General features: G+C 72.7%; 25 protein-coding genes. 17 read left to right on the forward strand and 8 right to left on the reverse strand.

The genetic code is table 11. The features are described from left to right. Window positions 1-226 precede the first annotated feature (226 nt). Both ACWENQ_RS25420 and ACWENQ_RS25425 read right to left on the reverse strand, forming a co-directional pair. Window positions 227-916: an ABC transporter ATP-binding protein gene (locus ACWENQ_RS25420; RefSeq protein WP_449914921.1), complete on the reverse strand. Its 690-nt coding sequence runs from the start codon at window positions 914-916 to the stop codon at window positions 227-229. Further along, entirely contained in the window at window positions 913-1977 is a 1065-nt protein-coding gene (locus ACWENQ_RS25425) for an FtsX-like permease family protein (RefSeq protein WP_452416473.1), read from the reverse strand. Before ACWENQ_RS25425 ends, ACWENQ_RS25420 begins: the two co-directional genes overlap by 4 nt. A 178-nt stretch (window positions 1978-2155) precedes the next feature. On the opposite strand from ACWENQ_RS25425, the gene ACWENQ_RS25430 reads away from it, so the two are divergent. Next, window positions 2156-3370 (forward strand): sensor histidine kinase, encoded by a 1215-nt coding sequence (locus ACWENQ_RS25430; protein ID WP_452416475.1) that lies wholly within the window; start codon window positions 2156-2158, stop codon window positions 3368-3370. Continuing rightward, on the forward strand, window positions 3367-3999 hold the full coding sequence (locus tag ACWENQ_RS25435) for a response regulator transcription factor (protein WP_354907582.1): 633 nt from the start codon (window positions 3367-3369) through the stop codon (window positions 3997-3999). The genes ACWENQ_RS25430 and ACWENQ_RS25435 overlap by 4 nt, the downstream gene beginning before the upstream one ends. 59 nt (window positions 4000-4058) lie before the next feature. Here ACWENQ_RS25435 and ACWENQ_RS25440 read toward each other — a convergent pair whose 3' ends face one another. Further along, entirely contained in the window at window positions 4059-4415 is a 357-nt protein-coding gene (locus ACWENQ_RS25440) for an ArsR/SmtB family transcription factor (RefSeq protein ID WP_449914912.1), read from the reverse strand. A 48-nt stretch (window positions 4416-4463) separates the two neighbouring features. Here ACWENQ_RS25440 and ACWENQ_RS25445 point away from each other — a divergent pair, with 48 nt between their 5' ends. Then, on the forward strand, window positions 4464-5573 hold the full coding sequence (locus ACWENQ_RS25445) for a cation diffusion facilitator family transporter (RefSeq protein WP_449914909.1): 1110 nt from the start codon (window positions 4464-4466) through the stop codon (window positions 5571-5573). A gap of 25 nt (window positions 5574-5598) precedes the next feature. Here the strand turns inward: ACWENQ_RS25445 and ACWENQ_RS25450 are convergent, their stop codons facing one another. Continuing rightward, window positions 5599-6810 (reverse strand): sensor histidine kinase, encoded by a 1212-nt coding sequence (locus ACWENQ_RS25450; RefSeq protein WP_449914906.1) that lies wholly within the window; start codon window positions 6808-6810, stop codon window positions 5599-5601. Continuing rightward, window positions 6810-7472 (reverse strand): response regulator transcription factor, encoded by a 663-nt coding sequence (locus ACWENQ_RS25455; RefSeq protein WP_449914903.1) that lies wholly within the window; start codon window positions 7470-7472, stop codon window positions 6810-6812. Before ACWENQ_RS25455 ends, ACWENQ_RS25450 begins: the two co-directional genes overlap by 1 nt. A gap of 140 nt (window positions 7473-7612) precedes the next feature. On the opposite strand from ACWENQ_RS25455, the gene ACWENQ_RS25460 reads away from it, so the two are divergent. From ACWENQ_RS25460 to ACWENQ_RS25485, 6 genes are read left to right on the forward strand one after another with little or no spacing between them, the layout of a single operon-like run. After that, the gene (locus ACWENQ_RS25460; protein WP_449914900.1) at window positions 7613-8935 is read left to right on the forward strand and encodes an alpha/beta hydrolase family protein; all 1323 of its coding nucleotides are present in this window, start codon (window positions 7613-7615) and stop codon (window positions 8933-8935) included. Between the two features lie 18 nt (window positions 8936-8953). Beyond that, the gene (locus ACWENQ_RS25465) at window positions 8954-10423 is read left to right on the forward strand and encodes a S41 family peptidase (RefSeq protein WP_452416477.1); all 1470 of its coding nucleotides are present in this window, start codon (window positions 8954-8956) and stop codon (window positions 10421-10423) included. A gap of 48 nt (window positions 10424-10471) precedes the next feature. Further along, window positions 10472-11026: a hypothetical protein gene (locus tag ACWENQ_RS25470; protein ID WP_449914894.1), complete on the forward strand. Its 555-nt coding sequence runs from the start codon at window positions 10472-10474 to the stop codon at window positions 11024-11026. Continuing rightward, window positions 11023-12117 carry an efflux RND transporter periplasmic adaptor subunit gene (locus tag ACWENQ_RS25475; RefSeq protein ID WP_452416479.1) on the forward strand — a complete coding sequence of 365 codons (1095 nt, stop codon included), beginning with the start codon at window positions 11023-11025 and terminating at the stop codon, window positions 12115-12117. Before ACWENQ_RS25470 ends, ACWENQ_RS25475 begins: the two co-directional genes overlap by 4 nt. Continuing rightward, window positions 12114-12773 carry an ABC transporter ATP-binding protein gene (locus ACWENQ_RS25480; protein WP_452416480.1) on the forward strand — a complete coding sequence of 220 codons (660 nt, stop codon included), beginning with the start codon at window positions 12114-12116 and terminating at the stop codon, window positions 12771-12773. Before ACWENQ_RS25475 ends, ACWENQ_RS25480 begins: the two co-directional genes overlap by 4 nt. Beyond that, the gene (locus tag ACWENQ_RS25485; RefSeq protein WP_452416481.1) at window positions 12774-13976 is read left to right on the forward strand and encodes an ABC transporter permease; all 1203 of its coding nucleotides are present in this window, start codon (window positions 12774-12776) and stop codon (window positions 13974-13976) included. 130 nt (window positions 13977-14106) lie between these two features. Here ACWENQ_RS25485 and ACWENQ_RS25490 read toward each other — a convergent pair whose 3' ends face one another. Then, complete coding sequence (locus ACWENQ_RS25490; protein ID WP_452416482.1) at window positions 14107-14919, reverse strand: NmrA family transcriptional regulator; 813 nt, start codon at window positions 14917-14919, stop codon at window positions 14107-14109. A 232-nt stretch (window positions 14920-15151) separates the two neighbouring features. Between ACWENQ_RS25490 and ACWENQ_RS25495 the strand changes: the two genes are divergently transcribed. The 5 genes from ACWENQ_RS25495 to ACWENQ_RS25515 all read left to right on the forward strand — a co-directional run bounded on the left by ACWENQ_RS25495 (window position 15152) and on the right by ACWENQ_RS25515 (window position 19295). Beyond that, window positions 15152-15616 carry a MarR family winged helix-turn-helix transcriptional regulator gene (locus tag ACWENQ_RS25495; RefSeq protein WP_449914880.1) on the forward strand — a complete coding sequence of 155 codons (465 nt, stop codon included), beginning with the start codon at window positions 15152-15154 and terminating at the stop codon, window positions 15614-15616. An 86-nt stretch (window positions 15617-15702) separates the two neighbouring features. Beyond that, window positions 15703-16794: an NAD(P)/FAD-dependent oxidoreductase gene (locus ACWENQ_RS25500; protein ID WP_452416484.1), complete on the forward strand. Its 1092-nt coding sequence runs from the start codon at window positions 15703-15705 to the stop codon at window positions 16792-16794. 1 nt (window position 16795) lies between these two features. Then, window positions 16796-17776, forward strand: a complete 981-nt coding sequence (locus ACWENQ_RS25505; protein ID WP_449914877.1) for an aldo/keto reductase — start codon at window positions 16796-16798, stop codon at window positions 17774-17776. Between the two features lie 29 nt (window positions 17777-17805). Then, the gene (locus ACWENQ_RS25510; protein WP_452416485.1) at window positions 17806-18711 is read left to right on the forward strand and encodes an LLM class flavin-dependent oxidoreductase; all 906 of its coding nucleotides are present in this window, start codon (window positions 17806-17808) and stop codon (window positions 18709-18711) included. 137 nt (window positions 18712-18848) lie between these two features. Further along, window positions 18849-19295: a hypothetical protein gene (locus ACWENQ_RS25515; protein WP_452416487.1), complete on the forward strand. Its 447-nt coding sequence runs from the start codon at window positions 18849-18851 to the stop codon at window positions 19293-19295. A gap of 47 nt (window positions 19296-19342) precedes the next feature. On the opposite strand, the gene ACWENQ_RS25520 is transcribed toward ACWENQ_RS25515, so the two are convergent. Further along, window positions 19343-20299, reverse strand: coding sequence for a TIGR03620 family F420-dependent LLM class oxidoreductase (locus tag ACWENQ_RS25520; RefSeq protein ID WP_452416489.1), 957 nt, complete (start codon window positions 20297-20299; stop codon window positions 19343-19345). Between the two features lie 123 nt (window positions 20300-20422). On the opposite strand from ACWENQ_RS25520, the gene ACWENQ_RS25525 reads away from it, so the two are divergent. Together ACWENQ_RS25525 and ACWENQ_RS25530 are read left to right on the forward strand one after the other, a co-directional pair. After that, window positions 20423-20974, forward strand: coding sequence for a TetR/AcrR family transcriptional regulator (locus ACWENQ_RS25525; RefSeq protein WP_354907552.1), 552 nt, complete (start codon window positions 20423-20425; stop codon window positions 20972-20974). Window positions 20975-21146: 172 nt separating this feature from the next. Beyond that, complete coding sequence (locus ACWENQ_RS25530; RefSeq protein WP_452416490.1) at window positions 21147-21731, forward strand: hypothetical protein; 585 nt, start codon at window positions 21147-21149, stop codon at window positions 21729-21731. Window positions 21732-21794: 63 nt separating this feature from the next. On the opposite strand, the gene ACWENQ_RS25535 is transcribed toward ACWENQ_RS25530, so the two are convergent. Beyond that, on the reverse strand, window positions 21795-22343 hold the full coding sequence (locus ACWENQ_RS25535; protein WP_452416492.1) for a YceI family protein: 549 nt from the start codon (window positions 22341-22343) through the stop codon (window positions 21795-21797). 264 nt (window positions 22344-22607) lie between these two features. On the opposite strand from ACWENQ_RS25535, the gene sigJ reads away from it, so the two are divergent. Next, window positions 22608-23543 carry an RNA polymerase sigma factor SigJ gene (gene sigJ, locus ACWENQ_RS25540; RefSeq protein ID WP_449914862.1) on the forward strand — a complete coding sequence of 312 codons (936 nt, stop codon included), beginning with the start codon at window positions 22608-22610 and terminating at the stop codon, window positions 23541-23543. Window positions 23544-23618: the final 75 nt, after the last annotated feature.

Consider the following 23618-nt stretch of genomic DNA (forward strand, 5'->3'; position numbering starts at 1 on the left):
CGATCCTTTGCCATGGCCGCCGGGCGGTTTTACCTGGCGGGGCTCGCGCCGGAGGGCATTACCACGATCTCGCACGGGCTTCAAGTCACGAGAATTCGTGACCTGACGGGGCGGACGCGCTCTGGCGTACTGGAGGCATGACCTGAGCCCGGGACCGGTAGCGGCGACCGGGCTCCCGACCGGGCGGTCCTGTTCTGCGTGGTGGCATTCACGGGGGTCACCACGCTCACCCGGTCGGCGACCACCCGCCGCTGGTGAGGATGCCGTCGGTCATGGTCACGACGGTGTCGACCATCGCGAGGGTGGAGGTGTCGTGGGTGACCATCACGGTCGCCAGGTTGTTCTTCCTGGTGAGTGTGGCCAGCAGGGCGACGATCAGCTCGCCGCGGCGGTGGTCGAGGGCGCTGGTGGGTTCGTCCACCAGCAGGATCTCGGGCTCGTTCATCAGGGCGCGGGCGATGTTGACCCGCTGACGCTCGCCGCCGGACAGCTGATGGGGCAGCTTGCCGTGCTTGTCGGCCAGGTCGACGGCGCCCAGGAGCTCGCGGGCGCGCGCGGACGCGGCGGCGGGTCTGGTGCCCGCGATGTGGGCCATGACCAGGAGCTGGTCGAGCGCGGTCAGCGAGGGCAGCAGGTTGGACTGCTGGAAGATGATCCCGATGTGGTCGCGGCGTATCCGGGTTCTGGCCGCCTGACCGGCGTCGGTGACGTCGGTCCCGGCCACCGACACGGTGCCGGAGGTGGGGCGGATGAGCGTGGCGGCGACGGCCAGCAGGCTGGACTTGCCCGACCCGGACGGGCCGACGACAGCGGTGAACTCGCCGGGCGCGACCGCCAGGTCGACATGGTTCAGGGCGGTGAGGGTGCGCTCGCCGTCGGGGTAGGTCAGGACGACGTCGGTGAGCTTGAGGGTCATCGGGAGGCTCCCAGAGCGGTCAGCGGGTCAACCGAGGTGATCTTGTGGATGGCCAGGGCGGCGCCGCCGGCGCCCAGGGCGATCATCACGACCACGGGGACGATCGTGGTGGCGGGCGACAGCACGAACGGGACGGTGCCTTCGACCAGCGCGCCGAAGCCGGCGCCGAGCGCGCCGCCGATGCCGGCGCCCAGCAGCAGCACCACGACGGCCTGGGCGAGCGCGTCGCGCAGCAGGTAGCCGGTGCCGGCGCCCAGCGCCTTGAGCACGGCGACGTCGCCGCGCCGCTGGATGGTCCACACGGTGAAGAAGGCGCCGATGACCAGGGCGGAGATCGCGAACAGGAAGCCGCGCATCAGCTGCAGCGAGCCGTTCTCCGAGGTGTAGGAGCCGACCGCGGCCGGGGCGTCGGCCAGCGGGACGGTGGTGGTGCCCAGCCGGGCGTCGGCGGCGGTCAGGCCGGTCAGGTCGGCCTGGTCGCCGGTGCGCAGGGCCAGGACGGTCGCCGTCGTGTCGGGTTCGCCCTGGCGGGCCAGCGGGGTCCAGTCCTCGACACTGATCCAGGCGACCGGGGTGTGGCTGTAGGAGGCCGTGCCGTCGCCGACGACGACGGTGAAGTCGCGGCCCAACAGCTGCACCGTGTCCCCGGCCGACAGGTCGCTGTCGCCGGCCAGGGCCGCCGGCAGCACCACGGTGCCGGCGCGCAGCGACGCCGGGGCGAGCCGGCCGCCGGGCTGGGCGGCGAAGACGGCGACGGCCTCGCTGTCGTCGCCGCGGGTCAGGCGGGCCATGGACACGCCGAGGCGTTCGGCCTGGACGTGGTCGACGGCCTGCCACGCCTTCCAGGCGCTCTCGCTGATCCGGCTGTCGGCGAAGGCGGGTTTGTCCCCGCCGGAGAAGACGATGTGGTCGGCCGCCAGGTTCTCGACCGCGGAGATGTTCTCGCGGGCCAGGCCGGCGGTCAGGCCGGACAGCATGGTCACCAGCAGCGTGATGAGCACGACGACGACACCCATGAGGGCGAAGCGTCCTTTGGCGAAGCGTAGGTCTCTGAGCGCCACGAACACGGCGCGTCCTCCTGGGTGGCGGTGGGTGAGGGGGTGCGCCTCCCAGCGTGCGTGGTCCGGCCGCGGTGGCGCATCGTGCCCGCGGACCGGCGGGGCTCCCTCATCCGGTCAGCCGGAATACACCTTTTGAACGATGCGGCAGCTGATCCACCGGGCCTACGCTGAGTGAGAGATGATGAACCATCCGTTTCCGCCCGCGTTGCGGCTGCTGCGGTGGACCGTCCACGGCACCTTCGCGACCCTGCTGGTCATCGCGCTGACCAGCCTGCTCCGCCACGGTCATGGCCTGCTGGCCGCCGCGGGCGCGCTGCTGGGCGTGGTGTACATGGCGGGCATCGTCATCGAGCGGCGGCTGCCGCACTTCGGCGGTCGCACCCACCTGCTGCTGGGCCGGATCTGGCTCGCCCTGATCACCATGGGCTGGGCCGCGCTCGCGCTGGCCGCCCCGCAGTACATCTGGCTGGCCTTTCCGCTGTTCTTCGCCTACCTGCACCTGCTGCCGCTGCCGATCGCCCTGCCAGGGGTGGCCCTGCTGACCGCCGCCGCCATCGCCGCCACCGGCTGGCACACCAGGGGCCTGACCGCGGCGCAGGTGATCGGCCCGGTCGTCGGCGCGGTCGTCGCCACGCTCATGGCCCTGGTCTACAAGGCCCTGTACGCCGAGAGCGAGCAGCGCCGCCGGCTGATCGACGACCTGGTGCACACCCAGGACAAGCTGGTCGAGGCCGAACGCGAAGGCGCCCGCCTGGCCGAGCGGGAACGCCTGGCCAGGGAGATCCACGACACCCTGGCCCAGGGCATGTCCAGCATCATCCTGCTGCTGCGCGCCGCCCGCCGCGACCTGGCCCACGATCCCGGGCAGGCCGAGGCGCGCATCGGCGAGGCGGAACGCGCCGCCCAGGACAACCTGGAGGAGGCGCGCAACTTCGTGCGCGCCCTGGCGCCGCCCGCGCTGCAGCAGTCCTCGCTCGTCGCGGCGCTGCGCCGCGTCAGCGACACGGCGCTGGCCGGCACCGGCATCCAGGCGCGCTTCGAGGTGTCGGGGAGCCCCCTGCCGCTGCCCACCGACTACGACCCCGTACTGCTGCGCATCGCGCAAGGCGCCCTGGGCAACGTCAGCCGGCACTCCGGCGCCCGGCACGCCGCGGTCACGCTCACCTACCTCGACGACATGGTGGTGCTCGACGTCGTCGACGACGGCCGCGGCTTCGATCCGGACCGGTCCGCCCACCCCGGCGCGGGCGCCGGCCACGGGACCGGTTTCGGCCTGCGCGCGATGCGTGACCGGGTCGGGGCGCTGGGCGGCGCCTTGACGGTGGAGTCCGTCCCCGGCGAGGGCACCGCGATCGTGGCAGCCCTGCCGCTGCCGGCCGGGAGGGCGTCATGACGGCGGCGATCCGGATCCTGCTGGTGGACGACCATCCGGTGGTCCGCTCGGGGCTGCGCGCCATGCTGGCCGACCAGGACGACTTCGAGCTGGTCGGCCAGGCCGCCACCGGGGAGGAGGCCGTCGAGCTGGCCGGTCGCCTGTCACCGGACGTCGTCCTGATGGACCTGCAGCTCGGGCCCGGCATGCACGGCAGCGAGGCCACCCGCCACATCGTCGCCCTGGGGGGCCCGCGCGTGCTGGTGCTCACCACCTTCGACACCGACGCCGACATCCTGACCGCCGTCGACGCCGGCGCCACCGGCTACCTGCTCAAGGACGCGCCCCCGCACGAGCTGCACGCGGCCATCCGCTCGGCGGCCGCCGGCAGCAGCGCCCTGGCCCCCAGCGTCGCCTCCCGGCTGCTGGACCGGATGCGCACCCCGGACGTCACCCTGAGCCCCCGCGAGCTCGAGGTGCTCGTCCACGTCGCCGCCGGCCTGTCCAACCGGGAGATCAGCAAGCAGCTGTTCCTCAGCGAGACCACGGTCAAGACGCACCTGGTGCACATCTACGCCAAGCTCGGCGTCGACTCGCGCACCGCCGCGGTGGCCGCCGCCGTCAAGCGCGGCCTCATCCGCCGCTCCTGAAGCCCGGTCCGGGCTCAGCCGGTCCGGGCTCAGTCGTGCCGGGCTCAGTCGTGCCGGGCTCAGTCGTGCCGGGGGATGCCCGAGACCTCGTGGTCGGCGTGGAACAGCGCCTCGTGGATGAGCGCCCGGACGTGGGCGTCACGGGCCCGGTAGACCACGCGCCGGCCGTCGCGCCGGGTCTCGACGAGGCCGGCCAGGCGCAGCTTGGCCAGGTGCTGCGAGACGGAGGGGCGCGCGACGCCGAGGGCCTGCGCCAGCGAGCTGACGTCGTAGTCGCCGGAGGAGAGCAGCCACATCAGCCGCAGGCGTGTCGCGTCGCTGAGCATCCGGAAGGCGTCGACGGCGGCTTCGACCTGCGCGCTGGTGGGTTGTTCCTGCGACTGTGTGGCACCTGATTCGTTGTCGCGTGCGTACATGACTACATATGATGCCGACAAACGGGTCATGCGCAAGTGAGGTGGGTCATGCCTGAGCAGAACGAGACAGGGTCTTTGCCGGCGCACGGCCACGGGCACGGCCACGGCCACGGGCACGGGCACGCCGGTCATGGGCACGGGCACGGGCACGCCGGTCATGGGCGTGCCAGGGGGCGGCTCGGGCGGCTGCTGTCCGGCCTCGGGCACGCCTTCACCCCCCACAGCCACGACAGCGCGGACAAGACCGACCCGGCCCTGGAGTCGAGCAGCCGGGGCATACGCGTCGTCGCCGTCTCCTTCGCCGTGTTGATGGTCACCGCCGCCGTCCAGGCGGTCATCGTCGCCTTCTCCGGCTCGGTGGCGCTACTCGGCGACACGCTGCACAACGTCGCCGACGCCCTGACGGCGATCCCGCTGGCCATCGCGTTCTCGGTGGGGCGGCGGACGGCCACGCGGCGATTCACCTACGGGTACGGCAGGGCCGAGGACCTGGCGGGCATCGTCATCGTCCTGCTCATCGCGACCTCGGCGGGCCTGGCGGGCTACGAGGCGGTCACACGGCTGCTCGATCCGCGGGACGTCCAGGCGCTCGGGCTGGTGGCCGCCGCCGGGATCGTCGGGTTCGCCGGCAACGAGTGGGTGGCCCGCTATCGCATCAGGGTCGGCCGCGAGATCGGTTCGGCGGCGCTGGTGGCCGACGGCCTGCACGCCCGCACCGACGGCTTCACCTCGCTCGCCGTGCTCCTCGGCGCAGGCGGCGCCGCGCTCGGGTTCCCGGTCGCCGACCCGATCGTCGGCCTGCTGATCACCGCGGCCATCCTGTTCGTGCTGCGTGACGCGGCCCGCGAGATCTACCACCGGCTGATGGACGCGGTGGATCCCACGCTGGTCGCCGCGGCCGAGCGCATCCTGGCCGCCGTCCCCGGCGTCGTCCGGGCCGGTTCGGTACGGCTGCGCTGGGTCGGCCACGCCCTGCGCGCCGAGGTCGACATCGTGGTGAGCCACGAGCTGTCGCTGGTCGAGGCGCACGCCGTGGCGGTGGCGGCCGAACACCGGCTCATCCACGAGTTGCCACGCCTGCGGGCCGCCACGGTGCACGCCGACCCCGACGGGCCGGACGGCACCGACCACCACGCCGTCCTGGTCGCCCACCGGTAGCCACGCGAACCCTCGGGGGCACCGGTCATCCGGTGCCACCGGCGGGTTCGAAGCCGGCGGTGACCCGCAGGCCGCCGTCCGGCGACGGGCGCACGGCGAGCGTCGCGCCGTGGGCGGTGGCGATGGCCTGCACGATGGACAGGCCCAGGCCGAGCCCGCCGTCGTGGCCGGTACGGCTCGCCCCCGCCCGCTGGAACGGCTGCAGCAGCCGGTCGACCTCCGCGGCCGCGACGACCGGCCCGGTGTTCGTGACCGTCAGGACGGCCCGCCCCGCCGAGGTGCCGGTGGCGACGTGCACGTGACCCCCGTCGACGTTGTGGCGCAGGGCGTTGTCGACGAGGTTGATGACCAGGCGTTCGACCAGGCGCGGGTCGCCGGCGGAAGGGGCCGGGTCGAGCGTCGTGGTCAGGCGCAGCCCGCGCCGTACCGCCTCGGACTCGCGGGCCACGAGCACGTCCTCGCTGATCTCGGCCAGGTCGAACGGCTCCCGCCGGTCGAGTCCCGCCTCGCCGCGGGCGAGGGTGAGCAGCGCCTCGATCAGGCGTTCCTGCTGCTGGTTGGTGGTCAGCACCCGCTCGTGGGCGGCCCGCAGCGACGCGGTGGACGCCTCTGGGTCGGACAGGGCGAGCTGCACCAGGGTCCGCTGCCTGGCCAGCGGCGTGCGCAGTTCGTGGGAGGCGTTGGCGATGAACCTGCGCTGGGCGGTGAAGGCGGCTTCCAACCTGGCCAGCAGCCCGTCGAAGGTGTCGCCGAGTTCCTTGAGCTCGTCGCCGGGCCCGGCAAGGGAGAGGCGTTCGTGCAGGTTGGTGGCGGAGATCTGCCGGGCGGCGCGGGTGATGGTGCGCAGCGGGTGCAACACCCGGCCGGCGACGATCCAGCCGAGCGCGATCGAGACGACCGTCATGGCGGCGAGCGCGATGCCCGACTGGGTGAGGAGCTGGTCGAGTTCGGCGTCGTGCTGCCGCAACGCCTGGGTGCGCATCGCCTCGGCCTGCGCCTGGACCTGTTCGTAGGTCAGCCCTTCGGCACCGCCGAGCACCTGCGGTCCAGGATCGAGAAGATCTCCGGGTGCGCCGGTGACGAGGCTGCCGCCCTGGCCGCTGAAGACGACGCCGCTGGTGGCGTGCACGACCAGGGCGTAGGTGATCGCCAGCAGTGCCGCGCCGGACAGCAGGAAGAGCCCGCCGTACAGCATCGTCAGGCGCATGCGGACGGTCCTGCGCGGCAGGGCGCGCATCAGGCGCTCCGCAGCCGGTAGCCGGCCCCGGCCACCGTCTCGATGATCGAGGGGTCGGCGAGCTTGGCGCGCAGCCTGCTGACCGTGACGGTGACGGTGCGGGTGAACGGGTCGGCGAACTCGTCCCACACGCGCTCCAGGAGCTCCTCCGCGGAAACCGTCCGGCCATGGGAGGCCAGCAGCAGCTCCAGGACCCCGAACTCCTTGGGCGTGAGCTCCAGCGTCCGCTCACCCTCGTAGGCGCGGCGCCGCGCGAGGTCGACCATGAGGCCGCTGTGGCGCAGGACCGGCGGGATGGCGGGCTGGGCGCGCCGTACCAGCGCCCCGATGCGGGCGACGAGCACGGGGAAGTCGAACGGCTTGGGCAGGTAGTCGTCGGCGCCGATGGCGAGCCCTTCCACCAGGTCCTGGCTGGTGCCCGCCGCGGTCAGCATGAGGACCCTGGCCCGGTTGCCCGCGGCCACCAGCGCGGCGCAGACCTGGTCGCCGTGCACGCCCGGCAGATCGCGGTCGAGCACGATCGCGTCGTAGTCGTTCTGCTCGGCCCGCTCGAGCCCGCCCCTGCCGTCGTAGGCGACGTCGACCGCCATCCGCGCCCGGCGCAGGCCGTCGGCGACCGCCTCGGCCATCTCCACGTCGTCCTCGATCACCAGCACCCGCACGGGTCGTTCCCTTCGATGAGCCACCGCAGCTGGTCAAGCCTTGCTCGACCGGGGTCACAGCAGGGTTTCTACCGCAGCCGCCGAACCGGGCCCGCCGGTGTGATCTCCGTGTGACAGGCTCCGCCGTACACCTGGTGTCCATGTCAGATCACCTGTGGCACGAGGCCGCGGTCGTCGGCCGGCGAGGCCTGCTCGGTGGGGCCGCGGCGCTCGCCGCGGCCCTGGCGCTCCCGGCGCCGGCGGCCACCGCGCTGGCGGCCGGCCCGCCGCGACTGAAACTTCCCGTCCCGACCGGACCGCACGACGTGGGCACGATCGCGCTGCACCTGGTCGACCGCGGGCGCCGCGACCCGTGGAAGGCCGCCCGCCCCCGCGAGCTGATGATCAGCGTCTGGTATCCGGCGGCCTGCGGCGCCGGTGGCCGCCATCGGCCGGCCCCGTGGATGACCACGCGGGCGCTGGCCCGCTACCGCACGATGACGGCCGAGGGCCTGCGGCGGACCGCCGAACGGCTCGACCTGGGCGGGGTCGACATCTCGCTGGACGGCGTCGGCTTCCCGCTCACCCACGCTCGCGAGGGTGTCCAGGTCAGGGCCGGTCGCCGCTGTCCTGTCGTGCTGTACTCGTCCGGCGCCGGCGAGCCTCGCGCGGTGGGAACCACGCTGGTCGAGGACCTGGCCAGCCGCGGCTACGTGGTGGTCACCATCGACCACACCCACGACGCCTGGGCCGTGGAGTTCCCCGGCGGGCGGGTCGAGCGCGACCTGCCGCCCCTCGACAGGAACGGCGCGCAGACCGCGGTGAAGGTACGCGTGGCCGACACCCGTTTCGTCCTCGACGCGCTCGCCGCGCTGGCCGCCGGGCGCAACCCGGACGCGGCGAAGCGCGCGCTGCCCGCCGGCCTGGCCGGCTGCCTGGACCTGGACAGGATCGGCATGTTCGGGCATTCCCTGGGCGGCGCGACCACCGGCCAGAGCATGGCCCACGACGCCAGGATCAGGGCGGGCCTCGACCTGGACGGCCACGTCATCCCGACTGTCTCGATCGCGCCGCCCATGCCGCCGGAGCGGGCCGGTGAGCTGGCGGGACAGGTCGCCACCCGGATCGGCGACCGGCCCTTCATGATCATGAGCAGCGCTGGCAAGGGGCCCGACGAGCTCGGCGCGCTCATGGCGGGATTCTGGTCCCACCTGCGCGGCCGGCGGTGGTTCCTGTCGCTGAAGGGCTCGACCCACGCCAGCTACACCGACGACAAGCAGCTGATCCACCAGCTGGCCACGGCCAAGGTCATCCCCGCCGCGCTGACCGAGCCGGTCGGCACGATCGCGCCAGGCCGGTGCACCGCCGCGCAGCGCGCCTACGTCGCCGCGTTCTTCGACCGCTGCCTGCGCGAGCGCGACGCCCCTCTCCTGGACGGCCCGTCCGCGAAGTACCCCGAGATCGTCTTCTTCCCCTCGACCTGACCAAGGAGCATCGCCACGATGAAGCGCTTCGCACCGGCCCGGCGGCGGCTCGTCGCCGTCGCGCTGGCGGTCGCGGGAGCCACGACCCTGACGCCCGGCGCGGGAGCGGTGACCGTGACGCCCGGCGCCGCACAGGTCGCGCGAACCGGCCAGGACGCGCCCGCGTGCACCGCCGTCAACGGACCGCCCGGCCGGACCGCGCCGACGCGGCCCACCACGATCACCACCATCGAGCAGGCCTACCACTGCGTCTTCGCGCACTACTACGGCGGCGAGAAGCTCGACAACCGCCTGCTGCTGACCGCGGCCTTCGCCGGGTTCGCCCGCGAGCTGGAGCGGCGTGGCCTCGACGCGCCGGAGGCCACGATGCCCGCGCTGTCGGGCGACCGGCACAAGGACTGGGCCGCCTTCGCCGCCGTCTACTCCCGCGTCACCGGCGCGCTGCCCGCCGACGACACGGTACGGCAGTCGCTGGCCGCCGCCACGATGAACGCGATGGTCGACCGCCTGGCCGACAACCACGCCCGCTGGGCACGCACGCAGGTGCACCCCGACGCCGGCCCCGGCACGAGCTACGGGCTCGGCATCGTCACCTCCCCCTCCATGGGGCTGATCCAGAACGCGCCGCACCAGGCACTGGCTCCGCTCTACGTCAGGACCGTCACCGGAGGGCCGGCGGCCGGCAAGGGGCTGCGCCCCGGCGACGTGATCGAGTCGGTCAACGGCGCGCCGCCGTTCGCCGGCGGTGTCCTGTCCACGGGCGCCACGGCGCAGCTCTTCCCGGCCTACCCCGACAGCCGGCCGGTCCGGATTAAGCTGCGCCGCCCGGCCACCGGCCGCACCTGGACGGTGACCCTCACGCCCGCCCTGTTCACGCCCGACGCCGAGGCGAGCCGGATGGTGACGGCCAAGGCGGTGCGCGGTGACATCGCCTACGTCAAGCTCGCCGGGTTCGGCATGCGGTCGGCGGACACCGTCCTCAAGGCGATCGACGACGTCGGCAAGGGCACGACGCCGCGCGGCGTGGTCCTCGACCTGCGCGGCAACCGGGGCGGATCGCCCGAGGAGGCGGCCCGGCTGGTCAGCGCCTGGGTGCACGGCAAGGTGACCGCCTACCACTGCGACGTCGACGGGGACTGCCTGACCAGCCCCACCGTCGACAGCGTCCCGCTGCTCGACCTGCCGCTGGTCGTGCTCACCGACCGCGACTGCGGATCGGCCTGCGACCATTTCGCCGCCGCCGTCAAGGACCTCGAGGCCGGGACGCTGGTCGGCACCCGCACCGGCGGGATCGTCTCCGGCGCGGCGGCGCCGTACCTGCTCGACGACAACAGCCTCCTCCTGCTGCCCGGCCGCCGGCACCTCGGGCCGGACCGGGAGGTCGTCGACGGCAGCGGCGTGGCTCCCGACCACTACGTCCCGCTCACCGCCGAGGACGTCTCGGCCGGCAAGGACCCGGGGCTGGCCCTGGCCCTGCTCGGCCGCTGACCCGCGGACCGGGCGATCGCCCGGTCCGCCCGACCGGAAGGACGAAGGATGCGTATCAGGACAGGATTCGTGCTCGGCCTGCTGCTGACCCTGAGCATGGCCGGATGCGGGCAGGGCGACAGCGGCGCCCGGGTGGCGACCGCCGGCACGTCGGCCGCCACCGCGACCGCGACCGCCGCGGCGGCCCGGTCGGACACCGGCGGTCTGGCGTTCGCCCAGTGCATGCGGGAGCACGGCGTCGACATGCCCGACCCGCAGGACAACGGGCGGGTCGAGATCAGGCTCCCGCAGGGTGTCGACCCGCAGAAGGCGCAGGCGGCGACCGAGCAGTGCAGGCGGCACCTGCCCGACGGCGGCGAGGCGGCCAAGGCCGACCCGCGGGTGGTCGAGCAGCAGCGCGCCTTCGCGCAGTGCATGCGAGACAACGGCGTCGAGAGGTTCCCCGACCCGGACGCGAGCGGCGGCTTCCAGATCGGCCCCGGCAGCGGGCTGGACCCGGACGACCCCAAGGTGCAGGCGGCCCAGCAGAAGTGCGCCGGACTGCGTCCCGCGCCGCCGTCCGGAGGCCCCTCCGACGCGCCCAACCTCGGGACGAACGGGTGACCAGGGCCGGTCGTCCCCGGCTCTGGCGGGCCGTCGGCGTGGTGGTCGTGACGGCGGCGGCGCTGGCCGTCGCCGTACCGGCGGCCACCGATCTCGTGCTCGACGGGCCGGCTCAGGGCGGCGACCGAAGCGGCCGGAGCGCCGGCGGCCTGCCGCCGGTCACGGCGAAGGTGACCAGGCAGACGCTCGTCGACAGCCAGACCGAGAACGGCGAGCTGGGCTACGGCGCCGCGACGACCGTGAACAGCAGGCTGTCCGGCACCGTGACCCGCCTGCCCGCCATCGGCACGAGAATCAGGCGCGGCCAGGCGGTCTACCGCCTCGACGACACCCCCGTCGTCCTCCTGTACGGCACGCTGCCCGCCTACCGCGCGCTCTCGGCGGGGGTCGAGGGCGCGGACGTCAGGCGGTTCGAGCAGAACCTGCACGCGCTGGGCTACCGCGGATTCACCGTGGACGACACCTACTCCGCCGCCACCGCCGCGGCGGTGATGGAGTGGCAGGACGACCTCGGCCTGCCGCGGACCGGAACGGTGGAGCTGGGCCGCGTCGTCTACGCGCGGGGAGCGGTGCGCGTCGACGCCCACAAGGCCGCCGCGGGCGACGCCGTCCAGCCCGGAGCAGGGGTGCTCACCTACACCGGGACCTCGCGCGTGGTCACCGTCCAGCTGGACGTGTCCGAGCAGCTGCTGGCCGGCAAGGGCGCCACCGTGAACGTCACGCTGCCGGACGGCGGGAAGGCCCGCGGCAGGATCGCCACGACCGAGACGGTGATCGACACCGGCGGCAACGGGTCCGACGAGCCCACGACCCGCATCGACGTCACCATCACGATCCAGAACAGGAGGAAGCTGCCGGCCCTCGACCGGGCGTCCGTGGACGTCGCCTTCTCCGCCTCGAAGCGCGAGAGCGTGCTGACCGTCCCCGTGGCCGCGCTGCTGGCCCTGGCCGAAGGCGGCTACGGCGTGCAGGTGGTGGCCGGCGGGACCACGCGGACGGTGCCGGTGCGGACCGGACTGTTCGCCGCCGGCCGGGTCGAGGTGACCGGCGACGGCATCAGCGAGGGCGTGACGGTGGGGATGCCAGCATGAGCGGCGTGGTCGAGCTGGCCGGCGTCACCAAGGCGTACCCGGGCGGCGTCGCGGCACTGCGCGGCGTGACCCTGTCCGTCGGGTACGGCGAGCTGGTCGCGATCGTGGGTCCTTCGGGGTCCGGCAAGTCCACCATGCTCCACCTCATCGGCACCCTGGACCGGCCCTCGGCGGGCACCGTCCGCATCGACGGCCACGACGTGGCCACGCTGTCGGACCGGCAGCTGTCGGCGCTGCGCGCACGCCGGATCGGGTTCGTCTTCCAGCAGTTCCACCTCGCCCAGGGGCAGCCGGTCCTGGACAACGTCGCCGACGGCCTGCTGTACGCCGGGGTGCCGGTCAAGGAGCGCCGGCGCAGGGCCGAGGCCGCTCTGGCCCGCGTGGGCCTCGGCCATCGGCTCGGCCACCTGCCGAATGAGCTGTCCGGCGGCGAACGGCAGCGCGTCGCCGTGGCCAGGGCCGTGGTCGGCGAGCCCGCCCTGCTGCTCGCCGACGAGCCCACCGGCAACCTCGACTCGGCCTCGGGCGCGGGCGTGATGGCGCTGCTACACGACCTGCACGCCGCCGGAACCACGGTCGTGGTCATCACGCACGACAAGGACATCGCGGCCGGGCTGCCGCGGCGGATCGCCATGCGCGACGGGGCGGTGGTCTGAATGGCGGCACGGCTCGTTCCCGCCCGGCTGCGCCCCGGCGACGTGCTGCGCGTCGGCGGCACCGGCCTGCGCACCAGGCCGCTCCGGGCGTTCCTGTCGGCACTGGGCATCGCGATCGGCATCGCCGCGATGACCGCCGTGGTGGGCATCTCGTCGTCCAGCCGCGCCGAACTGGACCGCACGCTGGCCGCGCTCGGCACCAACCTGCTGACCGTGGCTCCCGGCAACACCCTGTTCGGCAAGGACGCCACGCTTCCCGCCGAGTCCGTCGCCATGATCGCCAGGATCGGGCCCGTGGAGCAGGTGGCCGCCACGGGGAAGCTGTCCGAGACGCGCGTCTACCGCAACGACAGGATTCCCGCGGCCCGCAGCGGCGGCATCTCGGTGCAGGCCGCGCACCTCGGCCTCCCCGCCACCGTGGCCGCCACCGTCGCCAGCGGCACCTGGCTCAACGCTGCGACGGCCCGCTATCCGGCCGTGGTGCTGGGCGCGACCGCGGCCGCCAGGCTGGGGATCGGGGCCGCGGGCGCCGACGTCCAGGTCTACCTCGGCCGCCGATGGTTCACCGTCGTCGGCATCCTCGATCCCGCCCCACTGGCCGCCGAACTGGACTCGGCGGCGCTGGTCGGCTGGCCCGCCGCACGCTCCTACCTGGGCTTCGACGGGCACCCGACGACCGTCTACACGCGCACCGCCGACACGGCCGTCGAAGCGGTAAGGGCGGTGCTCGCGGCCACCGCCAACCCGCGGGCGCCCAACGAGGTCAAGGTGTCCAGGCCGTCGGACGCGCTGGCGGCCCGCCAGGCCACCGACCGCGCCTTCACCGGCCTGCTGCTCGGCCTGGGCGCCGTGGCCCTGCTGGTCGGCGGTGTCGGCGTGGCCAACACGATGGTCATCTCGGTGCTCGAACGCCGCGCCGAGATCGGCCTGCGCCGCTCCCTCGGCGCGACCCGCGGGCAAATCAGGCTGCAGTTCGTGGCGGAGTCGCTGCTGCTGTCCGCGGTCGGCGGCCTGGGTGGCGTGCTGGCCGGCGTCGCCGTGACGGCCGGGTACGCGGCCACGCGGACATGGCCCGCCGTGGTCCCCGGGTGGGCGAGTGGCGGCGGGCTCGCAGCCACCCTGCTCATCGGCGTCGTCGCGGGCCTGTACCCGGCGATCCGCGCCGCCCGCCTGGCCCCCACGCAAGCGCTCGCCGGCGCGTGAGCCGCATCGCATCGGGTGCCCGCGACCCCGCCCGCACCTTCGCCCGCACCTCCGCCCTCGCCCCTGGCCGGTCCGCCGGGGGACCGGGGGGCTTGGCCGGCGGGCCGGGTTCGCTGGTCGCCGGTGCGGGTCAGGCGCGCCAGGCGGTGGCCGCTACCTTGGCGTACTCGGTGAAGTCGCGCGCGGGCCGGCCCAGCGCCTGCCGTACGCCGTCGGCGAGGCTCTCGTTGCGGCCGTCGAGCACCTCGGCGAACAGCGCGTTGAGGCCGGCGATCTCGTCCTCGGGGACGCCCGCCGCGCGTGCCCCCTCGGCGAACTCCTCCGGGGTGACCGGCGCGTAGCCGACCTCGCGCCCGGCGGCGGCGGAGATCTCCGCGGCGGCCTCGGCGAAGGAGAGCAGGCGCGGGCCCGTGAGCTCGTAGACCTTCCCTGCGTGCCCGTCCTCGACGAGGGCGGCGGTGGCCACGTCGGCGATGTCCTCGACGTCCACGAAGGGCTCGGTCACGTCGCCGGCGGGCAGCGCGATCGTGCCGCTCAGCACCGGGTCGAGCAGCCAGCCCTCGCTGAAGTTCTGCATGAACCAGCTGCAGCGCACGACCGTGGCCTCGACGCCGGAGCCCAGCACGACCTGCTCGGCCTGCTGGGCCAGCTCCTCGTTACGGCCGGACAGCAGCACCAGGCGGCGCACGCCGGACCGTACGGCCAGCGCGGTGAACTCGCGGACGCGGTCGAGGGCGCCGGGGAAGGCCAGGTCGGGGTAGTAGGTGATGTAGACGGCGTGGACGTCGCGCACGATCGGCGCCCAGGTGCCGGCGTCCTCCCAGTCGAAGGCGGGGCGGGAGCCGGCGCGCACGTCGTGGCCCGCCGCCTTCAGCCGGTCCACCACGCGGCGGCCCGTCTTGCCGGTAGCTCCGAGAACCAGGATGGTGTTGTTCGTCGTCATGCCTGTAGTCAATCGGCCCGCGACGAGACTGGACATGGCTGAGGCGCGCACCCGCATAAGCGGGCGTCTCAGGCGGGGCCGGCGTGCGCGGCCCGTACATCGTCGAACGCGGCGCGGCCGCCGTGCGCGACTTCGCCGAGTCGGGCCGACAGGCGGGCTTCCCGCGCGGGGGTTCTCATGAGGCCGTGCCGGGAAACGGTAGTTCGTTCCGCGAATTTGTTAGTCTGGGCCGGTGAGTAAGCATGTTGACGGCCAGATCGGAGCGGTGGCCGCACTGGTGCGGTCCACGTTCCTGGTGAATGCCGTGTACGCAGATTCCGCCCGCGAGTACGGCCTCACCCAGCAGCAGGGCCAGCTGTTGTGCGTCCTGATGGCGCAGCCGTACGGCATGACCGAGCTGGGCGCGGTCCTCGGCCTGGCCAAGTCGAGCCTGACCGGCCTGGTGGATCGCAGCGAGCGCAACGGCCTGGTCCAGCGCAACCCCGACCCTCAGGACTCCCGTGCGGTGAGGGTGGCGCTCACCAGGCGGGGCGCCCAGCTGGCCGATGAGTTCTACACCGAGACGTGCCGCCGCGTCGAGGAGCTGACCTCGGGGTTCGCCCCGGCGGAGCGCGACACGCTCGCCGCCCTGCTCGGTCGCATCGTGGCGGACAACAAGGTTCCCACCGTCTTCATGGAACCGGATCACACCCGCTGAACGAGAGAGGGAGTTGCAGTTCGTGCCACGAACTAATATTGTTCGTGCCACGAACTCAACCCCTTTTTCGTGTTGGAGTGTGAATCATGAGCCGTACAGTCGTGATCATCGGTGGAGGTTACGGTGGTTCCGCGGTCGCCAAGGCGCTGGACGCGGAGGCCGACGTCGTCCTCATCGACCCCCGTGACGCGTTCATCAACTCGGCCGGCTCGCTGCGGGCGCTGACCCAGCCCGACTGGGCGCACAACATGTTCTTCCCCTACGACCAGTGGCTCAGGCGCGGCACGGTGATCCGCGACCGGGCGGTCTCGGCGGACCCCGGCGGTGTCACCCTGGCCTCGGGCCGGCGAATCGAGGCCGACTATCTGGTCCTGGCCACTGGCTCCAGCTACACCTATCCGGCCAAGCCCAACGCCGACTCCACCGGCGAGGTCCTGGACGACCTGCTCCGGACCCACAAGGAGCTGGCGGGTTCCGAGCGGGTGCTGATCCTCGGCGCCGGGCCGGTCGGCCTGGAGCTGGCCGGCGAGATCAAGGAGGTCTGGCCGCACAAGCACGTGACCATCCTCGACCCGGCCGAGCAACTGCTGCCCGCCTTCCCCGCGGAGATGCGCGCGGAGCTGCGCCGCCAGCTCGACGAGCTGGCGGTCCACCTGCGGCTGGGCGCCGGCCTGACCGCGCCTCCGGCGACCGAGCCAGGCCAGGCGGCGACGTTCACCGTCGCCACGACCGGCGGGGAGGAGATCACCGCCGACATCTGGTTCCGCGCGCACGGCGCGCGCGTCAACAGCGACTACCTCGCCGACGGCGAGCTGACGACACGTTCGCCGCAGGGCCAGGTGCCGGTCACCGAGACCCTCAACGTCCGCGGGTACGACCGCGTCTACGCGATCGGCGACATCACCGACGTCGCCGAGGCCAAGATGGCCGGATACGCGATGCAGCACGCCGAGGTGGTGGCCCAGAACATCATCGCCCAGCTGCGCGGCGAGCAGCCGGCGGCCACCTACCGGCCGCTGCCCCACCCCATGATCCTGCTGCCCCTCGGCCCGCGCCAGGGTGTCGGCCAGTTGCCCAGCCCCGACGGGCCGGTCGTCGTCCCGGCCGAGACCGTCTCGGCGTACAAGGGGGCCGATCTGTTCACCGGCCGCTTCACCGAGCAGTTCGGCGCCGCCTGACATGGACTACACCCAGCTGGGCCGCAGCGGCCTGTCCGTGTCCCGGCTCATCCTGGGCACGATGAACTTCGGGACGGAAACCTCCGAACAGGACAGTCACACGATCATGGACCGTGCGCATGAGCACGGCATCAACTTCTTCGACACCGCCGACGTGTACAGCGGAGGTCGCACCGAGGAGATCATCGGCCGCTGGTTCGCCACGGGAGGCGGCAGGCGCGACAGGACCGTCCTGGCCACCAAGCTCTACCTCCCGACAGGCGAGTGGCCCAACGACAGCCGCCTGTCCGCGCTGCACATCAAGCGCGCGTGCGAGGCCTCGCTCCAGCGGCTGGGCACCGACCACATCGACATGTACCAGATGCACCACATCGATAGGAACACGCCGTGGGAGGAGATCTGGGAGGCCTTCATCGTCCTGCGCCAGCAGGGCAAGGTGCTCTACTTCGGCTCCTCCAACTTCGCCGGCTGGCACCTCGCCCGGGCACAGGAGGAGGCGCGCGCCCGGCACCTGCTCGGCCTGGTCGCCGAGCAGTCCATCTACAACCTGCTGAACCGCTGGGCCGAACTGGAAGTACTGCCCGCGGCGCGGCACTACGGGCTCGGCCTGATCCCGTGGTCGCCTCTGCACGGCGGAGTGCTCGGCGGCGTCCTGCGCAAGCGGAAGGAGGGCGGCGCCTCCCGCGGCGACTCCGGGCGATCGGTCCAGACCCTGGCCAAGCACAGGGAAACGATCGAGGCGTACGAGAAGATGTGCGCCGGCCTCGGTGAGGACCCCGCCGACGTCGCTCTGGCATGGTTGCTGGCGCAGGACGGCGTGACCGGGCCGATCGTCGGGCCGCGCACGGTCGAGCAGCTCAACGGCTCGCTCAGGGCCCTGGCGATCACCCTCGACGAGGCCACGCTCGCCAGGCTGGACGAGCTGTTCCCGCCACCCGGGCCGAACGGCGCCAAACCCGCGCCGGAAGCGTACGCCTGGTGAACATCTCCATCCACACGAAAGGCAGAACCTTGTCCGCACACAACGTCGTCTTCGGCTTCGGCACGCATCCGGGCATCGACGACATTCCCGAGCTGCTGCGCGTCGTCCAGCAGGCCGACCGGGACGGGCTCGACATCTTCACCCTGTCGGACCATCCCTACATCGGCGGACGCCTGGACGCCTACGCCGCGCTCGGCTTCATCCTCGGGCGTACGCGGCACATCGCCGGCTTCGCCAACGTCACCAATCTGCCGACCCGGCCCCCTGCCATGCTGGCCAGGACGGTGACGTCGCTGTCGGCACTGTCCGGTGGCCGGATCGTGCTCGGCATGGGCGCCGGCGGGCTGTGGGATCGCATCGCCGACATGGGAGTGCCGCGGCTGACGGCCGGCGACGCCGTCGACGCCTTCGAGGAGGCGATCGTCCTGGTCAAGCTGCTGTCGGGCGGCGGCCCTCCGGTCACCTACCAGGGCGAGCACTACCAGGTGAACCAGATCGAGCCCGCTCCCGTCGCCGCGCCTCCCGTGTGGACCGGATCGGTGGGCCCGAAATCCCTGGCCGCCACCGGCCGCGTGGCCGACGGCTGGATCCCCGGCCACGCGGCCGACTGGCTCAGCGAACGCTACCGGGCCTCCCGGCCGATCATTGACGAGGCGGCGGCGTCCGCCGGCCGCGATCCGAGCGAGATCCGCACGGTCTTCAACTTCCCCGGACGCATCACCGACCGGCCGCTGCCCGCCACCCGCGACGGCGACGGCCGCTGGATCGGCGGCTCCGTCGCCCAATGGGTCGAGGAACTGACCGGAGCCGTGCTGGAGCACGGCGCGTCGGGCTTCACGCTCTTCTCCGCCGGCCACGGCGCTCCGGACCCCATCCAGCTGGCCCGCTGGGCCCAGGAGATCGTCCCCTCCGTACGCGAGGCGATCGCGAAGTAGGGCGGTTTCCGGGGCCGGGCGCCCGCGCTCGTGGGTCGGACGGTTTCGAGGCGCGGGAGATCGCGCTCAGGACGTCGGTCGGCGGGCCCCAGCCGCTTGCAAGATCTCTCCAAGTGGCGTGGTCTACCGTCCTCGCCATGAGAAAGACACATGTCATCGGTGGACTGCTGGCCTTCGTGATCGGCGCGGGCGTCCCGGCCTCGGCGCAGGCCGCCGCGACCTCCCCCATCCACTGGGGCCCCGTCAGGTCGGCGGCGGGACACTCGGGCCACGCCGAGGCCGATGTCTGGATCACCGACTTCAGCGCCGAGACGTTCGCCGTGTACGGCAAGCTTGACGACCGCGACCCGCACCGCGGCCACTGCGCCTCCATTCGTGCCCGCTTCCACTACGTGGGCGGTGGCACCGGATGGAGCCTGCCCCGCTCGACCTGCTCGGCCAAGAGCTCCTTCCGGCTCACGTCGGACGGAGAGATCAACCGGGTGGACGTGCGGGTCTGCCTCCACGACCTGGGCCTGCGCAAGACCTTCCGGTGCCACGTCGACGTCATCAAGCCCGAGATCATCGCGAACTGGCCGCAGTGACCCTTGGCCATCTGGCCGAAGCCGGCCTCGTGGCGGGATGAAAGCGGTCAAGCATGCCGTTCGGCATGGCTCGCCCCGGATCGCCCGCGTTCGAGAGATGGCAGGAGGTGGGCGAGGTTCCGCCACTGGTCCAGTGTGGCGGTGCGCGGGTCGGAGGGGAGCGCCTGGAGGCAGACGTGGTCGGCGCCCGCCGCCAGGTGGGCGTCGATCCTCTCGGCGATCATGTCTTCGCCGGTGGCCACGAGGGAGTCGACGAGGCGGTCGCTGCCACCGTCGGCGAAGTCGGTGTCGTCGAACCCGAGCCGCCGCCAGCTGGCCCGGTACGGCTCGGCGGCGAGGTAAGCCGCGATGTGGCCGCGCGCCCTCGCTCGTGCCTCGTCGGCGGGCAACCCCGCGACGACCGCCTGTTCGACGATCAACGTTCGATCGGGCCCGAGCACGGTACGGGCGTCGGCGGTGTGTTCCGGCGTCACGAGATAGGAGAACGCGCCCGCGGCCCGGTCTCTGGCCAGGGTGAGGGCTTTGGGGCCCAGTGCGGCGAGAACCCGGGGTGCCGCGGGTGCCGTGGCACCGCCGATCCCGGCCAGGTCGAGGATGGGATCGGGCTCGTCCAGGCGGTCGAGGTGCTCGCGCAGCGCCGACAGGGGGCGTTCGTAACGCAGGCCCAGCACGCCCTCGACCAGGCGCGCGTGCGAGGTGCCCAGGCCGAGGACGAACCGGCCGGGATGGGTGTCGAGCAGGGAACGCGTCTGCATCCGGACGTTGCGGGGGTGGCGGCCCCAGATCACCGCGATGCCTGTGCCCACCACCAATGACCTGGTGGCCGCCAGCAGCGTGGACACCTCCATGAACGGGTCGCGAACGAGTCCTTCACTGAGCCATAGCGCGCCGTAGCCGAGCGTTTCGATCTCCGCCGCGATCGCGGCGGACTCGGCTGCCGGGCGCAGATCGATTCCGGAAACCCACAGTCCTACCGTGCCGATCGCGGGCATGGGTGACGTCAAGGGAGACCTCCCTCATAGAATTCGGAGTGGCGCTCCAGATGATACGGAGTGCCGCTCCGGTACGACCAGGGAGGGTGCGAGATGAGTGGCGAAGCCGCTGAGGGGGGCAGGCCGCATGCGGCTGTGCGCACGGACGCACGCCGTAACCGGGCGCGGCTGATCGAGGCGGCGAGCGCGCTGTTCGACGAGGTGGGGGCGGACGCGGCGGCGATGAACGACGTGGCCAGGCGGGCGGGAGTCGGGCCTGGCACGCTGTGGCGTCACTTCCCGAACAAGGACGCCCTGATCGCGGAGATCGTCGGCGAGAGCCTGGACGGGCTGGCGAACCTGGCCGCCGACCTGCTGGACACCAGCCCGCCCGAACCGGACTTCCTCCGGCGATGGGTCGCCGCGCTCGTGCGGCACATCACCCGGCACCAAGGGCTCGCCGCTCGGTTCGCGCGCGCCTCCGAGCACGTCGGCAGCCCGCTGGGCGCGCGCTGCCAGGCCGTCGAGCAGGTGGCCGCGGACCTCGTCGCACGCGCGCGAGAGCTCGGACAGGTACGCGGCGATCTCACCGGGGCCGAGCTCATCCGCCTGGCGACGGCCGTCGCCTGGCTCGACGAGGCAGCCACGGAACCTGACACCACCGCACGCCTCCTCGACCTGGTCTTCGACGGCATTCGCGCCCGCTGAGCGATGTCAGGAGTTCGCGTCTCCTGGGGCCTCGTGGGCGCCTCCCGCCGGGGCTGCCTGTCCTGCTCGCGCGGCGCTGACGGCGCGGCCGAGTGGCCGCGCAGCGAGCGTCGCAAGCGCGAGGCCCGTACCCATGAGATCATCACGCCCACACAGTGGTGAACTAGGTCGAATGAGACTCCAGAAGACGCTGGTGGACGAGATGCTCGTCTACAGCTTCATGATCGTCCTGCTCACCGGCGCCTTCCTCGCGTTCTTCTACACTCCCGGCGAGCGGGTGATCTACGACGGCTCCTTCGCGCCGCTGCTCGGCATCGAGATGAGCGGAGCCTATGCCTCGACGCTGCGGCTCAGTTTCGACGTCCGGGGCGGCCTGTTCATGCGGCACCTCCACCAGTGGGCGTCGTTGATCTTCCTGGTGGGGATCGTCCTGCGCGCGCTGCTCAGCCGTACGCTCCGCCAGATGCTGCCCGGGGTGGCGCTGCTGGGGCTGGGCGCGCTCAACCTGGTCGTCGGCTACGCCCTGACCGACGACCTGTACGCCGGGAGGATCGTGGGAGGGCTGCCGATCGCCTGGTGGTACGGCGCGCACCTGCTGCTGGCGCTCGTCGTGGCGTCCGCCCTGGTGCTCGCCTGGCGGCGAACGGGTGTTCAGCGGCCCAGGGTTCTCTCCTTCGTGGTGATCTGTCTGAACCTCACGCTGCTGGCGTTCTTCTTCCCGCTCAACCAGATCTGGCTGAGCGGGCCGTCCCGGTGACGCGTCCCGGCTGGGGCATCGCTCGCCGCGCGATCGGAACGCTGGTCGACGGGGCCGGCCTCGTCAGGAGGACCGCCGGATCGCGGTGACGTCGAACTCCAGCGTCACCTTGTCGCTGATCAGGACCCCTGTCGCGGCGTTCCAGTTCACCTCCCAGTCCTTGCGGTTGATCGTGGCGCTCCCCGTGAAGGCGATCCGGAGGTCGCCCCGCGGGTCGTGCTCGGCGCCGGCCAGCTCGACGTCCACGGTGACCGGCCTGGTCACGCCACGGATGGTCAGGTCACCGGTGACCTGGAAGGTGGTCCCGTCCATCTGCTTCACCCTGGTCGAGACGAAGGCGATGGTCGGGTGGCCGTCCACGTCGAGGAACTTGCCGCGCAGCTGATCGTCGCGCTGCCGGTTGCGGGTCTGGATGCTCCTCGCCCCTATCGTCAGCGCGACTCCGGACTTCGACGGGTCGTCGCCGTCCAGGCGCGCGCTGCCCTCGAACTCGTCGAACTGCCCGCGCACCCTGGTGGACATCGCGTGCCGGGCGACGAAGCCCAGCCGCGTGCGGGCGGTGTCGAGGGCGTAATCGCCGGTCAGCTCGCCGAGCTTGGTCATGGTTGTCATGCCTGGTCGCTCCTCAGGGGGAAAGATGGTCGATCCGTCGGCGCCGGCCTCATGGCCGCGGGTGGGCGCCGGTGAGGCGATATCGCGGGACAGGGAGGCCGGCCCTGCCGCCGCCGCGCTTTCCTGCTTGCGGGATGGTGTTCGTTTCACCAGTACGACGACACAACCCCGCGGAATGTGAGGCGACGCGCCGACCTCACATTCCGGGGTGATGTCTCGTCGTACTGGTGAGGGCAGATGCGACGAAGGAAAGTCGGGGACACCATGACCACCCCATCCGATCCGGCGGACGGCGGGCTCGATCCGAGCCTGAGTGCGATCACGAGGGAGCGGCGTCAGCTGATCAATCTCGCCTACCGGCTCCTCGGCTCGCTGGCCGATGCCGAGGACGTCGTCCAGGAGACCTACGCCCGCTGGTACGCCATGTCCCGGCAGCAGCAGGAGGCCATCGAGTCCCCCGGCGCCTGGCTGACGAGGGTCGCCAGCCGCGTCTGCCTGGACCTGCTCGGCTCGGCACGGGCCCGGCGGGAGAGCTACGTGGGCGAATGGATCCCCGAGCCGCTGCCCGACCGTACGGAGTGGATCGACGGGCGGTCGGGCGGCAGCACGGCCGACCCCGCCGACCGGGTCACGCTCGACGAGTCGGTCAACATGGCCTTCCTCGTCGTGCTCGAGGCGATGACCCCGGCCGAGCGCGTCGCGTTCATCCTGCACGACGTCTTCCGCTACTCCTTCGCCGAGGTGGCCGAGATCGTCGGCCGTACGCCGGCGGCCTGCCGCCAGCTGGCCTCCTCGGCCCGCCGCCGCATCCGCGTCTCGCAGGCGCCCGCGGCTCCGGCGGCCCGGCAGGCCGGCATCGTCAGGGACTTCAAGCACGCATGGGAGGCCAAGGACATCGGCGCTCTCGTCGGCCTCCTCGCGCCCGACGCGACGGGGATCGCCGACGGCGGCGGCCTGGTCAGCGCCGCTCTCCACCCGGTCGAAGGCAGCGAGCGGATCGCCCGCACGTTGGTCGACATCGCCGACCTGGTACCCGGCCTGACGATCCTGGAGCGTACGGTCAACGGTCAGCCCGGCCTGGTGGCCCAGCACGACGGCGTCACCGTGGTGGTGATGGCGTTCGACGTCGTGGGCGACCGCATCAAGCGCTTCTGGGCGGTTCGAAACCCCGAGAAGCTTCGGCCCTGGACGGCCGCCTGACGCCCGCTGCCCGATGGACGTGCCGGCCGGCCCGGACGCGCCGCCGCTGCCGCCCGCCGTCCCGAACCGTGGTCG

This window comes from Nonomuraea sp. NPDC004354, assembly GCF_053602555.1.

Bases quoted from the DNA above. Each gene is read 5' to 3' on its own strand.
- ACWENQ_RS25485 (WP_452416481.1), top strand. From the start codon at position 12,774: ATGGCGGCACGGCTCGTTCCCGCCCGGCTGCGCCCCGGCGACGTGCTG.
- ACWENQ_RS25435 (WP_354907582.1), top strand. From the start codon at position 3,367: ATGACGGCGGCGATCCGGATCCTGCTGGTGGACGACCATCCGGTGGTC.
- ACWENQ_RS25500 (WP_452416484.1), top strand. From the start codon at position 15,703: ATGAGCCGTACAGTCGTGATCATCGGTGGAGGTTACGGTGGTTCCGCG.
- ACWENQ_RS25480 (WP_452416480.1), top strand. From the start codon at position 12,114: ATGAGCGGCGTGGTCGAGCTGGCCGGCGTCACCAAGGCGTACCCGGGC.
- ACWENQ_RS25465 (WP_452416477.1), top strand. From the start codon at position 8,954: ATGAAGCGCTTCGCACCGGCCCGGCGGCGGCTCGTCGCCGTCGCGCTG.
- ACWENQ_RS25420 (WP_449914921.1), bottom strand. From the start codon at position 916: ATGACCCTCAAGCTCACCGACGTCGTCCTGACCTACCCCGACGGCGAG.
- ACWENQ_RS25535 (WP_452416492.1), bottom strand. From the start codon at position 22,343: ATGACAACCATGACCAAGCTCGGCGAGCTGACCGGCGATTACGCCCTC.
- ACWENQ_RS25460 (WP_449914900.1), top strand. From the start codon at position 7,613: ATGTCAGATCACCTGTGGCACGAGGCCGCGGTCGTCGGCCGGCGAGGC.
- ACWENQ_RS25440 (WP_449914912.1), bottom strand. From the start codon at position 4,415: ATGTACGCACGCGACAACGAATCAGGTGCCACACAGTCGCAGGAACAA.
- ACWENQ_RS25515 (WP_452416487.1), top strand. From the start codon at position 18,849: ATGAGAAAGACACATGTCATCGGTGGACTGCTGGCCTTCGTGATCGGC.
- ACWENQ_RS25490 (WP_452416482.1), bottom strand. From the start codon at position 14,919: ATGACGACGAACAACACCATCCTGGTTCTCGGAGCTACCGGCAAGACG.
- ACWENQ_RS25450 (WP_449914906.1), bottom strand. From the start codon at position 6,810: ATGCGCGCCCTGCCGCGCAGGACCGTCCGCATGCGCCTGACGATGCTG.
- sigJ (WP_449914862.1), top strand. From the start codon at position 22,608: ATGACCACCCCATCCGATCCGGCGGACGGCGGGCTCGATCCGAGCCTG.
- ACWENQ_RS25470 (WP_449914894.1), top strand. From the start codon at position 10,472: ATGCGTATCAGGACAGGATTCGTGCTCGGCCTGCTGCTGACCCTGAGC.
- ACWENQ_RS25445 (WP_449914909.1), top strand. From the start codon at position 4,464: ATGCCTGAGCAGAACGAGACAGGGTCTTTGCCGGCGCACGGCCACGGG.
- ACWENQ_RS25530 (WP_452416490.1), top strand. From the start codon at position 21,147: ATGAGACTCCAGAAGACGCTGGTGGACGAGATGCTCGTCTACAGCTTC.
- ACWENQ_RS25430 (WP_452416475.1), top strand. From the start codon at position 2,156: ATGATGAACCATCCGTTTCCGCCCGCGTTGCGGCTGCTGCGGTGGACC.
- ACWENQ_RS25505 (WP_449914877.1), top strand. From the start codon at position 16,796: ATGGACTACACCCAGCTGGGCCGCAGCGGCCTGTCCGTGTCCCGGCTC.